This window comes from Mesorhizobium sp. M1027, assembly GCF_040318745.1.
Classification (GTDB): domain Bacteria; phylum Pseudomonadota; class Alphaproteobacteria; order Rhizobiales; family Rhizobiaceae; genus Mesorhizobium.
Genome location: NZ_JAMYMW010000006.1, coordinates 36,897 through 50,009, shown reverse-complemented (window position 1 = coordinate 50,009; position 13,113 = coordinate 36,897). Strand labels below are relative to the sequence as shown.

Genomic DNA, 13,113 nt, shown 5'->3' with positions numbered 1-13,113 from the left:
CGTTTGCGGGACACCAATACAGGAACTTTCATGAACCAGCATTTCGCCTCGGTCACCGAAGTCACGCATCCCGTCGGCGGCCGCTCCGCGGGACCGAACGATGTCGTGCGCCTCATCGAGCTGAAGCGCCGCTTCGGCGCGACAGCGGCGCTGGACGGCGTGTCGCTCAGCGTGCGCCAGGGCGAGATCCTCGGCATCATCGGCCGCAGCGGCGCCGGCAAGTCGACGCTGATACGCTGCCTGAACGGCCTGGAGCGGCCGGATTCAGGACAAGTCTTCATCGAAGGCCGCGACATCAGCCGGCTCGGCGAGCGCGAATTGCAGCCGCTGCGCCGGCGCATCGGCATGATCTTCCAGCATTTCAACCTGCTGTCCGCCAAGACGGTCGAAGACAATGTAGCGCTGCCGCTCAAGATCGAAGGCCGGCCCAGGGCCGAACGCCTGGCGCGCGCCGCGGAGCTGCTCGAGCTTGTCGGCCTGACGGAGAAGGCGAAAGCCTATCCGGCGTCGCTGTCGGGCGGGCAGAAGCAGCGCGTCGGCATTGCCCGGGCGCTTGCGGCGCGCCCGGCGCTGCTGCTGTCGGACGAAGCGACCTCGGCGTTGGACCCGGAGACGACGCGCTCCATCCTTGCCTTGCTCAGAGACATCAACCGGCAGCTCGGCCTGACCATCCTGCTCATCACGCACGAGATGGAGGTGATCCGTTCGATCGCCGATCGTGTCGCGGTGATCGACGCTGGGCGGATCGTCGAGCAAGGCCCGGTCTGGTCGATTTTTGCGGACCCCAAGTCGGCGATCACGCAGAGCCTGCTCGGCGGCATCCGGCCGCAATTGCCGGCGGAGATCGCAAGCCAGCTAACGCGGAACGCCGGCGTGGAGGCGATCCTCAGGATCGACGTGGCCGGTGAGGCCGCGCGAAGCCCGCTTTTGTCCGATCTTGCCTCGGCAGTTCCCGGCTCGTTCCGCCTCGTGCATGGCGGCATCGATCACGTCCAGCAGCAGCCTGTCGGGACACTGTTCGTTGCGGTCGCCGGCAGCAATGAAGCTCACCTGGCAGAGGTGATCGCGTTCTTGAAAGCCCGCCAAGCGCGGGTGGAGGTGCTTGGCCATGTCGCCGGTTCTGTTTGAGCTTCTCGTCCGTTCGATCTGGGAAACGATCCTGATGACGGCCGCCTCCGGCCTCGTCTCGCTGGTTTTCGGGCTGCCGCTCGGCCTGGCGCTGGTCGCAACCGACCGCGGCGGCATCGCCGAAAACCTGTGGGTGAACCGCGCGCTTGGCGCTGTCATCAACGGCTTCCGCTCTGTACCTTTCATCATCCTGCTGGTTGCGCTGATCCCGGTGACGCGGCTGATCGTCGGCACCTCGATCGGCACCTGGGCAGCGATCGTTCCGCTGTCGATCGCGGCGACGCCCTACTATGCCCGGATCGCCGAAGTGTCGCTGCGTGAGGTCGACCACGGGCTGATCGAAGCGGCGCGCGCCATGGGCGGCAACCGCTGGACGATCATTCGCGAGGTGCTGGTACCGGAAGCGCTGCCCGGCATCGTCGCCGGCTTCACGGTGACGCTTGCGACACTGATCGGCGCCTCGGCGATGGCCGGCGCCATCGGCGCCGGCGGTCTCGGTGACCTCGCCATCCGCTACGGCTACCAGCGCTTCGAAACGTCAGTCATGATCGCCGTGGTCATCGTCCTGATCGCCTTGGTCTGCGGCATCCAGTGGGCCGGCGACCGGCTGGTCGCGAGGCTGGATCACCGCAACTGATCGTTGGCCGCAAATGAAGGAAATCCGGGGTCGCGCCGTCAGCCGGCGCGCCTCTTTTCCGTGGCTGCCCGGTCGATCCCCAATCCATCCGCCGAGAGAGCGACCCCGAACCTTTCGGCGGCTTCTGCGGGCGTGTAATAGCCCAGCGCGACATCCCTCGCCACCAGATCGGCGTCCCGCTGCAAGGGATCGCCGTAGCCGCCGCCGCCCGGCGTGCCGACGCGCACGCGGTCGCCGGCTTTCAACGCGATGTCCTGTTCCTTGGACAGGTGTGGCGGCACATGTTCCTTGCCGTCGCAGAACACGGTGACCGTGTTGACCGCGCCGTCCTTGCCGCCGAGCGCGCCTTGCGGGCCGAACCGGCCGTGATCCATGACGAAAGAGGCGCGGGCGTCGCCGCGCAGGATTTCGACCTCATAGGCGAGCCCGAAACCGCCGCGATGCTTGCCGGCGCCACCGGAGCCTTCGCGCAGCGCATAGTGGCGGTAGAGCACCGGAAAGGCCTGCTCCATGATCTCGACCGGCGGCGACTTGGAGATGCCTATGGTCGAGCAGCCATTGGTTAGGCCGTCGTGATCGGCGTTGCCGCCATAGCCGCCGCCGGAAATCTGGTACATGACGTAGTCGCGGCCGCGCGCCGGGTCGTTGCCGCCGAGTGCGAAATTGCCGCTGGAGCCAGCCGGAGCCGCCGTCACCCTGTCCGGCAGAGCCTGCACCATCGCCGCGAACACCGCCTCGGCGATGCGCTGCGAAACCTCGGCTGCGCAGCCCGACACAGGGCGCGGATATTTGGCGTCGAGGAAGGTGCCTTCCGGCCGCTTGACGATCAGCGGTTCGAAGGCGCCGGCGCTGATCGGCACATCCGGGAAAATATGGCGCATGGCGAGATAGACCGAGGACAAGGTCGTCGCCAGAACGCTGTTCATCGGCCCGGCGCAGGGTTTTGATGAGCCCGAGAAGTCGAAGCTGAGCGTGTCGCCTTTTTTCTCGACTGCCAGCGCGATGATCAGCGGCTCGTTTACCACGCCGTCTGAATCGACGAAGGCCTGCGAGCGATAGATACCGTCGGGAATGGCCGATATGTTGACGCGCATCTGTTCAGCGGCGCGGCGCCGCAATTCGGCGATCGCTTCGACAACTGTTTCGTCTCCGTAACGATCCAGAATTCCGTTCAGCCTGTCCTGGCCGATCAGCAGTGCCGCCGCTTGCGCGCGGATATCGCCAATGCGCTGGTCGGCAACACGGATGTTGGAGCAGATGATGGCGTAGATCTCCGGGTCAAGCACGCCCTTCTTGAACAGTTTCACCGGCGGCAACCGCAAGCCTTCCTGCTCGACCGCCGTTGCCGAGGCGGAGAAGCCGCCCGGCACCGAACCGCCAATGTCGGGCCAATGGCCGGTGTTCGACAGCCAGCAGAAGATCTTCCCGTCCCGGTAGACCGGCATGGCGAAGCGCACATCCATCAGATGGGTGCCGCCGAGATAGGGATCGTTGACGATGTAAATATCGCCCGGCTCGGGCGGCAGGCAGCGTCCGTCGGCGATCATCTCGATCACCGTTTTGGTCGAATACTGCATGACGCCGACGAACACCGGCAGGCCCTGGCTGCCTTGCGCGATCAGCGAACCATCGAGCGCCGAATAGATGCCATCCGAACGGTCATTGGCCTCGGCGATAACAGGCGAGAACGCGGCGCGCGAAAACGTCAGGTCCATTTCGTCGCAGACCTGCTGCAGGGCCGCCTGGAGGACCGAAAGCGTAATAGTGTCAAGCTGCGCCATCTCAGGCCTCACCGATATCGATGATGATGTTGCCGTCGGCATCCGACCGCGCCCGGTCGCCGGGCTCTAGCACGGTAGTGGCGTCCATCTGTTCGAGGATCGCCGGCCCCATGATGACTGCGTCGAGCGGCAGCTTTTCCCTGCTGTAGACCGGCGTATCGTACCAGCGCCCGCCGTACCAGACCGGCCGGATCTCGCGCCGCGCCCCTTCGAGCGTTTTGGCGCGCCCAGCCGGGTCGATCAGCCGGGACAGATCGATCATCGGCCGCACCCCGGTGACCGACGTGTTGAGGTTGACCAGATTGGCGCGGATTTCCGGTAGCTCGACCTTGAAGCGGGCGAAATAGGCACTCTCGAACAGTTGCTGCAGTACCTGGCGTGTCACCGCAGACGACGGCAGCGGCACGTTGATGATATGCGTCTGGCCGACGAACTGCATGTCGGCGGAATGCGTGACGCGGATTGCTTCCGGCTTCACCGCTTCCTTGCCGATCAGCTCCTCGCCTTCGTTTCGGTGCCGTTCCAATGTCTCGCGGAGTTGGTTTTCATCGAGACTGGCCACCGGCTGGTTGACCGTGTTGACGAAATCATGGCGCAGATCAGCGACGACGCAGCCGAGAGCATTGGTGATGCCTGGCCGCGCCGGCACCAGCACTTTCGGCAAGCCTAGTTCGCGCGCCAATGCCGTCGCATGCAGCGGACCGGCGCCGCCGAAGGCGAACAGCGCGAAATCGCGCGGGTCGTGGCCGCGCGACACCGAGACCATGCGGATGGCGCCGGCCATCTTCACGTTGCCGAGCCGCAGCACCGCACCCGCCGCCTCGACGCCGGACAAGCCTGTGGCGCGGCCGATCCTGTCCTCGAATATGCCGGTGACCCGTTCGACGGTGACCGGGTTTTCCACCGCGAGCAGCTTCTTCGGCGCCAGCCTGCCGAGCACCAGATTGGCGTCGGTGATGGTCGGCTCCAAGCCGCCGCGTCCGTAGCAGATTGGCCCGGGATTGGCGCCGGCGCTTTCCGGGCCGATCTGGATCAGGCCGGCCGCATCGATGCGGGCGATCGAGCCGCCGCCGGCGCCGACCGTATGCACCGCCACCATCGGCACGTGGATCGGCATCGCATATTCGATCTCGATCTCGTTCGACACTGCCGGCTCGGCGTTGCGGATCAGCGCCACGTCGGTCGAGGTGCCGCCCATGTCGTAGGTGACTAGGTTTTCGAAGCCGGCGCGCTTGCCGGTATAGGCGGCAGCAATGACGCCGGAAGCGGGGCCGGACATGACGGTCTTGGCCGACTCACGTGTGACAAAGCGGGCCGAGATCATGCCGCCGTTGCCGTTCATGATCAGGAAGTCGCGGGCGTAGCCTTTTGACGCCAGCTCCTTGCGCAGCCGCTCGACATAGCGTTCGAGGATCGGTTGCACCGAAGCGTTGACCGAAGCGGTCACGCCGCGCTCGAATTCGCGCGCTTCCGAAAGCAGGGCGTGGCCTGTCGTGATGTAGCCGTTCGGCCAAAGCTCGGCCGCTATCTCGGCGGCGCGCCACTCATGCGCCGGGTTGGCGTAGGAATGCAGGAAATGGATGACCAGGGATTCGCAGCCGGCTGCGATCAGTTGTGAAACCGCTGTCCGCATCTCGGCCTCGTCGAGCGGGATGCGCACCGCGCCCGAGGCCTCGACCCGCTCCGACAGTTCGAGCCGCAGATTACGCGGAATGATCGGGACGAAGGTGCCCGTCATGCCATAGGCCTGCGGCCGTGTCCGCCGGCCAAGCTCGATGACGTCGCGAAAGCCGCGTGTGGTGATCATGCCGGTTTTGGCCAGCCGGCGCTCCAGGACCGCGTTGGTGGTCGTCGTCGTGCCGTGCACGATGAGGTCGATGCCGTCGACCGGAAATCCGGTGGCGCCAAGTGCCGAAACGACGCCGAACGCCTGGTTGTCGACTGTCGTCGGGGTCTTGGCGATGTGCACCCGGCCACCGTCACGGCCGTCGATCAGAAGGAGGTCGGTAAAAGTTCCGCCGACATCGATGCCGGCGACGACGCTGCCAGTCGAATCCAGCGCTTGCGCCGAAAAATTCTGTCCCATTGTCGAAACCCGAAATGCCCGAACTGCCTACATGCCTTAGTTTGGAAAGCTGTTTTACGGCGGCGTCTTGACGCAAATATCGTTTGTATACTAATAAATTCCGGACACAAGAGCTTACCGCTTCGGAGTGTGCAAACGGCACGCTGGAACCTGACCGGTTCGGGCGCGCAGGTGGAGATTTGGCGCCGGCGCTGAGCCGGCCCAGAAGGTTAGGTTTGATGAACACCACATCCGCGTTCAACACAGCCGGCGCCCGGCCGTTGCAGTTCCCGATACCGGCCAATGTCTATGCCGAAACCGTGGTCTCGGTGAAGCATTATACCGACCGGCTGTTTTCGTTCCGCATCACCCGGCCGCAGTCGCTGCGCTTCCGCTCCGGCGAATTCGTCATGATCGGCCTGCCCAATGCCGAGAAGCCAGTGTTCCGCGCCTATTCGATCGCCAGCCCGTCCTGGGACGACGAACTCGAATTCTTCTCGATCAAGGTGCCGGACGGCCCGCTTACCTCGGAGCTGCAGAAAATCGAGATCGGCGATACCGTCATCATGCGGCAGAAGTCGACGGGTACGCTGGTGGTGGACGCGCTGACCCCGGCCAAGCGCCTGTTCATGATCTCGACCGGCACCGGCATTGCTCCCTTCGCCAGCCTGCTGCGCGATCCCGATACCTATGAGAAGTTCGAGCAGGTTATCCTGACCCATACCTGCCGCGACAATGCCGAGCTGACCTACGGCCAGGAACTGGTGGCCGCACTGGAGAACGATCCGCTGATCGGCGAGCTGACCGGCGGCCGCGTCACGCTGTATAATTCGACGACGCGCGAGACCTCCGAGCGCATGGGCCGCATCACCGCGCTGATCGGCTCGGGCAAATTCTACACCGATCTCGGCATCGACAGGCTCAATCCCGAGACCGACCGCATCATGATCTGCGGCTCGATGCATATGCTCAAGGACGTCAAGGAGCTGGCTGAAAGCCACGGCTTCCAGGAAGGCTCGCTGCATCATCCGGCAAGCTTCGTCGTCGAGCGCGCCTTCGTCGGCTGAGACGCGGCAGTTCAGAGTCTACTGGTTTGCGACCCTGATTTTGACCACACGGTCAAAAGTCGGCTGCCTCGACCGTCTTTTTCCGCTATGACCGCTTGAAGGACTCGTGAAGCGCTGCTTCACGGTCTATCTTCGGCATAACTCGCTGAACAAGAGGCAGGAGATGAGCAGCACAATCCGCGAAACCGATCTCGGCACGTCCAAGATCACGCCGCTGCCGGCGCGCGCCGCCGCCAATGCGCCGATGCCGCAAGCCCATGGCATTGCCCGCAATCCCGGCATGAGGCTCGATCTCGGCTTCATGGAATCGATGCGCAGCGTCAACCGCTCGGCGCTGGAACGCCGCGTTGCCAGCCTGACCAAAAGACGGTCGATTAAGGCCGATAACCAGGCGGCCTGGCTGCTGCGCGCCGTCGCCTGCATGGACCTGACGACGCTGAACTCGAATGACACGGAAGAGCGCGTGCGCCGGCTCTGTGCCAAGGCGGTCAACCCGTTCCGTCGCGACATCGTCGAAGGGCTCGGCATTACCGGTGAAAAGATCCGCCCGGCGGCGGTCTGCGTCTATCATCCCTTCGTCGCCACCGCCGTCGAAGCGCTGCGCGGCAGCGGCGTCCATGTCGCCGCCGTTTCGACCGCCTTTCCGCATGGACTTGCACCGCTTTCGACGCGCCTGCAAGAGATCGAAGCATCGGTCCGCGACGGCGCCGACGAGATCGACGTCGTCATCCCGCGCGGCTTGGTATTCGGGGCGAAATGGCAGGAGCTCTATAACGAGATCGTCTCGATGCGCGCCGCTTGCGGCGAGGCGCATCTGAAGGTGATCCTCGGTACCGGCGACCTCGCCACGCTGCGCAACGTCATGCTCGCCTCGATGGTGGCGATGATGGCGGGTGCAGATTTCATCAAAACCTCGACCGGCAAGGAAAGCGTCAACGCGACGCTGCCGGTCGGCCTTGCCATGGTGCGCGCCATCCGCGCCTATTTCGAGGAAACCGGCTATCTCATCGGCTTCAAGCCGGCCGGTGGCATTTCCACGGCAAAAGCCTCGCTCGATTGGCTGGTGCTGATGAAGGAAGAGCTTGGCCGGCCGTGGCTGGAGCCGGAGCTGTTCCGCTTCGGAGCATCGAGCCTTTTGACCGATATCGAGCGCCAGCTCGAGCATCATCTGACCGGCCACTACTCGGCCAATCATCGCCACGCGATGGCGTGATTCGGAGCGCTTCATGAACATCCTCGAACGCTATCACGCCATGGATTACGGGCTGGCGCCGGAAGCCCGCAACGAGGCCGATGCCTGGCTGGCCGCGCGGGATTTCGGCAAGGCGCTGTTCATCGGCGGCGACTGGAAAGGAGCCGCAGATGGCAAGACCTTCGACACCAGCGATCCGTCCTCGGGAAAGCTGCTGGCCAAGGTGTCGGACGCTGGTGCCGCCGATATCGACGCGGCGGTGTCGGCCGCCACAAAGGCGCTGCCGAAATGGAGCGCCAGCACCGGCTACAGCCGAGCCAAGGTGCTCTATGCCATCGGCCGCGCCATGCAGCGCCACCAACGGCTGTTCGCGGTGCTTGAGACAATCGACAATGGCAAGCCGATCCGCGAAAGCCGCGACATCGACGTGCCGCTGGCGATCCGCCATTTCATCCATCATGCCGGCTGGGCGCAGGCGCTGGACCGGGATTTTCCCGGCCACAAGGGCGTCGGCCTAGTCGGCCAGATCATCCCGTGGAACTTCCCGCTCTTGATGCTCGCCTGGAAGATCGCGCCGGCGCTCGCCGCGGGCTGCACCGTGGTGCTCAAACCTGCGGAATTCACGCCGCTTACGGCGATCCTCTTTGCCGAGATCTGCGGACGCGCCGGCGTGCCGAAGGGCGTCGTCAACATCGTCCAGGGCGGGCCGGAGGCGGGCGCGGCCATCGTCAACCATCCCGGCGTCCAGAAGATTGCCTTCACCGGTTCGTCCGAGGTCGGCAAGATCATCCGCAAGGCCACTGCCGGCTCGGGCAAGAAACTTTCGCTGGAGCTCGGCGGCAAGTCGGCATTCGTCGTTTTCGAGGATGCCGACCTCGACAGCGCCGTCGAGGGTCTGGTCGACGGTATCTGGTTCAACCAGGGCCAGGTGTGCTGTGCCGGCTCGCGCCTTCTGGTGCAGGAAGGCATCGCCGACGCCTTCATCGCCAAGGTCAAGACGCGGATGAGCCGGCTGCGCGTCGGCAGCCCGCTCGACAAGAACACCGATATCGGCCCGCTGGTCGATTTGACTCAGCTCGATCGCGTCAAGGGCCTGATTGCCGAGGGCGCCAAGCAGGGCGCGATCTGCTGGCAGCCGGACTCGGCACTGCCTGCCGCGGGCTATTACCATCTGCCAACGCTGGCGACCGGTGTTTCGCCGGCTAACATCTTGGCACAGGAAGAGGTGTTCGGGCCGGTGCTCGCCACTATGACCTTCCGCAACACCGAGGAAGCGATCGAGCTCGCCAACAACACACGCTATGGCCTGGCCGCTTCGGTGTGGAGCGAGAACATCAATCTTGCCCTGCACGTCGCGCCGCAATTGAAGGCCGGCGTCGTCTGGGTCAACGGCACCAATATGTTCGACGCCTCCTGCGGCTTCGGCGGCTATCGCGAGAGCGGCTTTGGCCGCGAAGGCGGGCGCGAGGGCATGTTCGAATATCTCTCGGCAAAACTGCCGCTCGGCCCAATCATCAAACCCGCGACGTCTTCTGCCCAACCTGTCGAGCAGGCGGAAGGTGGCGCCATCGACCGCACGGCAAAGCTGTTCATCGGCGGCAAGCAGGTCCGGCCGGACGGCAATTATTCCTTGGCCATCGCCAGCGCCAAGGGCAAGCTTGCCGGCGAGGTCGGTCTCGGCAACCGCAAGGATATCCGCGACGCCGTCGCGGCCGCGCGCGCCTGTAAGGCCTGGCCGGAGGCGACCGCCTACAACCGCAGCCAGGTACTCTACTACGTGGCCGAAAATCTTTCCGGCCGCGCCGACGAGTTTGCCGCCCGTTTGACCCAGCTCACCGGCGCGACCGCCAAGGCGGCGCGCGAAGACGTCGAGCTGTCGATCGAGCGCCTGTTCCTCTACGCCGGCCTGGCCGACAAATTCGAGGCCCGCGTCCACCAGCCGCCGGCCCGCGCCGTCACGCTGGCGCTGCACGAGCCAGTCGGCGTCGTCGGCATCATCGCACCGGACAATGCGCCTCTGCTTGGCCTGATCTCGCTGATGGCACCGGCGCTTGCCATGGGCAACACCGTAGTCGCAGTGCCATCCGAAAAATACCCGCTGCTTGCCACCGACCTCTACCAGGTCATCGAATATTCCGACGTTCCGGCGGGCGCCATCAACATCGTTACGGGCCGTAGCGCCGAGCTGGCCGGCGTGCTGGCCAAGCACGACGATGTCGACGGGCTCTGGATGTTCGCCGATGCCGAGACCTGTGCCAAGGCGGAGGCCGAGTCCATCGGCAATCTCAAGCGTGTCTGGACCGGCAACGGCCACAGCCTCGACTGGGCGTCGAGCGAAGCAGCCGGCGATGCCTTGCTGCGCCGTGCGATCGAGGTCAAGAACGTCTGGGTGCCCTACGGCGACTGAGTGTCCCGGAGGGACGTCCGGGCTTGACGGGCCAAAAGATGTTCTTTACCGAGAAAAAACATTTGGCCGGCAGGCGAATATCGAAACAGGCGGGATGGTAGTGCCCGCCTGGCACATTGCGCCCCGGCCTTGTGCCGGTAAAAAGCCGAACGATCACAGACGGGCGAGGAGAAAAGCATGGCGGATCTGACTGGCAAGGTCGTTGTCGTCACGGCGGCGGCGCAAGGCATCGGTCGGGCAAGTGCGCTGGCGTTCGCCAAGGCCGGCGCCGTTGTCCATGCCACCGACATCAACGAGGTGGTGCTCGCCGATCTCGGCAAGACGCCCGATATCAAGACTCGCAAGCTCGACGTGCTGAACGACGAGGCGGTGAATGCCGCTTTTGCCGAGATCGGCGCCGTCGACGTGCTGTTCAATTGCGCCGGCTTCGTCCATTCCGGCTCGATCCTCGAGATGAAGGACGGCGATCTCGACTTCGCCTATGATCTCAATGTCCGCTCGATGATCCGAACCATCCGCGCCGTGCTGCCCGGCATGCTGGAGCGCGGCGACGGCTCGATCATCAACATGGCGTCGCTGGCCAGTTCGACCAAGGGCGTGCCGAACCGCTTCGTTTACGGGCTGACCAAGGCAGCCGTCATCGGCCTGACCAAATCGGTCGCCGCCGACTATGTCGGCAAGGGCATACGCTGCAATGCGATCTGTCCGGGCACGGTCGAAAGCCCGTCACTGCAGGATCGCATGCATGCGCAGGGCGACTACGAAGCAGCTCGCGCCGCCTTCATCGCCCGCCAGCCGATGGGCCGCCTCGGCACGCCCGAGGAAATCGCCGATCTCGCCGTCTATCTGGCCGGCGCTACCTATACGTCGGGGCAGGCTTATAATATCGACGGTGGCTGGTCGATCTAAGCTCATCTCAAATCAAGGAGAGGAATTCTATGAAACTGCTGCGCTATGGCGAGGCGGGGAACGAACGCCCCGGCCTGCTCGATGCCGATGGAACGATCCGCGACCTCTCCGCCTATGTCACCGACATTGCCGGCAAGGCGCTTGACCCGGCATCGCTCGAGACATTGTCGAAGCTCGATCCGAAATCGCTGCCGGCGGTTTCCGGCAAGCCGCGGATCGGCGCCTGCGTCGCCGGCACTGGCAAATTCATCTGCATCGGTCTCAACTATTCCGACCACGCCGCCGAAACCGGCGCTACCGTGCCGCCGGAACCGATCATCTTCATGAAGGCAAGCTCGGCTATCGTCGGGCCAAATGACGACGTGCTGATCCCGCGCGGCTCGGTCAAGACCGACTGGGAGGTCGAGCTCGGCGTGGTCATCGGCAGAAAAGCGAAGTATGTCACCGAGGCCGAGGCGCTGGATTATGTCGCCGGCTATTGCGTCGCGCATGACGTCTCCGAGCGCGCCTTCCAGGCTGAGCGCCAGGGCCAGTGGACTAAAGGCAAGAGCTGCGACACGTTCGGGCCGATCGGTCCGTGGCTGGTGACCAAGGACGAGGTCAAGGACCCGCAGAACATTCCGATGTGGCTGACGGTCAACGGCAAGACGATGCAAAACGGCTCGACCAAGACCATGGTCTTCGGCGTCGCTTATCTCGTGTCCTATCTCAGCCAGTTCATGTCGCTGCACCCCGGCGACATCATCTCGACCGGCACGCCGCCCGGCGTCGGCCTCGGCATGAAGCCGCCGGTGTTCCTGAAGCCCGGCGACGTCGTCGAGCTCGGCATCGAAGGGCTGGGCATCCAGAAGCAGACGTTCAGGGCTGATGCGTAGCGCGCCCTCCCTTCTCCCCCTTGTGAGAGAAGGAAAAAGAGCAGCTACTTCAGCACCCTCCCATCGGCCCCAAACCGGTACGTCTTCGCCGGATCCGGCGTGGCGTAGAGCGTGGCGCCGGGTTCGGCATTGTAGACGCCGAAGATGCGCACGGTGATCAAGCCAGCCTTCTCGCAGTCGAGATAGAGATTGGTGTCGGCGCCAAGATGCTCGGCATGGACAACCGTGCCTTTCCAGGCACCGGATTTCGCATCGACGGTCAGGTGCTCGGGACGGACACCGATGGTCTTGGCCGTCTCGCCAAGCCTGGCCCCGTCGACGAAGTTCATCTTCGGTGAGCCGATGAAGCCGGCGACGAATTCATTTGCCGGCGAATTGTAAAGCTCCATCGGTCCGCCGATCTGCTCGATCTTTCCCGCGTTCAGCACGACGATCTTGTCGGCCAGTGTCATCGCCTCGACCTGGTCGTGGGTGACATAGATCATCGTGGCCTTCAGCCGACGGTGCAGCTGGGCGATCTCCAGCCTGGTGTTGACGCGCAGCGCGGCATCGAGGTTGGACAGCGGCTCGTCGAACAGAAAAAGCTTGGGCTCGCGCACCACGGCGCGGCCGATGGCGACGCGCTGGCGCTGACCGCCGGAAAGCTCGGCCGGCCGCCTCTCTAGGTAGGGCTCCAGCGACAGCATCGACGAGGCGATGCCGATGCGGCGGTCGATCTCGGCCGCCGGTGTGCCCGCCTGCTTGAGGCCGAGGCCCATGTTGTTCTTCACCGTCAGATGCGGATAGAGCGCATAGGTCTGGAACACCATGGCGATGCCGCGTTTGGCCGGCGGGGTGGCGGAGACGTCCGCCCCATCGATCACCACGCGGCCCGAGGTCGAGTCCTCCAGCCCGGCAATGACCCTGAGCAGCGTCGACTTTCCGCAGCCGGATGGACCGACGAAGACGACGAACTCGCCATCCGTCACCTCGAGGTTGATGCCCTTCAGCACCTCTACCGGCCCGAAGGCCTTTTTGACATTCTCGATGTTCAGCGAGCCCACGGCTTCGTC

The 13,113-nt window shown here is 64.4% G+C and carries 10 protein-coding genes; 7 read left to right on the top strand and 3 right to left on the bottom strand.

Annotated features, from left to right (window positions below):
- The first annotated feature begins 30 nt into the window (after positions 1-30).
- Positions 31-1,128, top strand: coding sequence for a methionine ABC transporter ATP-binding protein (locus tag NKH50_RS13060; protein ID WP_352879198.1), 1,098 nt, complete (start codon positions 31-33; stop codon positions 1,126-1,128).
- The gene (locus tag NKH50_RS13055; RefSeq protein ID WP_352879196.1) at positions 1,109-1,765 is read left to right on the top strand and encodes a methionine ABC transporter permease; all 657 of its coding nucleotides are present in this window, start codon (positions 1,109-1,111) and stop codon (positions 1,763-1,765) included. Before NKH50_RS13060 ends, NKH50_RS13055 begins: the two co-directional genes overlap by 20 nt.
- Positions 1,766-1,803: 38 nt before the next feature.
- On the opposite strand, the gene NKH50_RS13050 is transcribed toward NKH50_RS13055, so the two are convergent.
- Entirely contained in the window at positions 1,804-3,546 is a 1,743-nt protein-coding gene (locus NKH50_RS13050; protein ID WP_352879194.1) for a hydantoinase B/oxoprolinase family protein, read from the bottom strand.
- A gap of 1 nt (position 3,547) precedes the next feature.
- On the bottom strand, positions 3,548-5,632 hold the full coding sequence (locus NKH50_RS13045) for a hydantoinase/oxoprolinase family protein (protein WP_352879192.1): 2,085 nt from the start codon (positions 5,630-5,632) through the stop codon (positions 3,548-3,550).
- Positions 5,633-5,850: 218 nt separating this feature from the next.
- On the opposite strand from NKH50_RS13045, the gene NKH50_RS13040 reads away from it, so the two are divergent.
- The 5 genes from NKH50_RS13040 (at position 5,851) to NKH50_RS13020 (ending at position 12,061) form a co-directional block, all read left to right on the top strand.
- Positions 5,851-6,678, top strand: a complete 828-nt coding sequence (locus NKH50_RS13040; RefSeq protein WP_352476915.1) for a ferredoxin--NADP reductase — start codon at positions 5,851-5,853, stop codon at positions 6,676-6,678.
- Between the two features lie 163 nt (positions 6,679-6,841).
- On the top strand, positions 6,842-7,891 hold the full coding sequence (gene deoC / locus NKH50_RS13035; protein ID WP_352476913.1) for a deoxyribose-phosphate aldolase: 1,050 nt from the start codon (positions 6,842-6,844) through the stop codon (positions 7,889-7,891).
- Positions 7,892-7,904: 13 nt separating this feature from the next.
- Complete coding sequence (locus tag NKH50_RS13030) at positions 7,905-10,277, top strand: aldehyde dehydrogenase family protein (RefSeq protein ID WP_352879190.1); 2,373 nt, start codon at positions 7,905-7,907, stop codon at positions 10,275-10,277.
- Between the two features lie 177 nt (positions 10,278-10,454).
- Positions 10,455-11,186 carry an SDR family oxidoreductase gene (locus NKH50_RS13025; protein ID WP_352879188.1) on the top strand — a complete coding sequence of 244 codons (732 nt, stop codon included), beginning with the start codon at positions 10,455-10,457 and terminating at the stop codon, positions 11,184-11,186.
- 29 nt (positions 11,187-11,215) lie between these two features.
- Positions 11,216-12,061: a fumarylacetoacetate hydrolase family protein gene (locus tag NKH50_RS13020; protein WP_352879186.1), complete on the top strand. Its 846-nt coding sequence runs from the start codon at positions 11,216-11,218 to the stop codon at positions 12,059-12,061.
- A 44-nt stretch (positions 12,062-12,105) separates the two neighbouring features.
- Here NKH50_RS13020 and NKH50_RS13015 read toward each other — a convergent pair whose 3' ends face one another.
- The gene (locus tag NKH50_RS13015) at positions 12,106-13,104 is read right to left on the bottom strand and encodes an ABC transporter ATP-binding protein (RefSeq protein ID WP_352476910.1); all 999 of its coding nucleotides are present in this window, start codon (positions 13,102-13,104) and stop codon (positions 12,106-12,108) included.
- Positions 13,105-13,113: the final 9 nt, after the last annotated feature.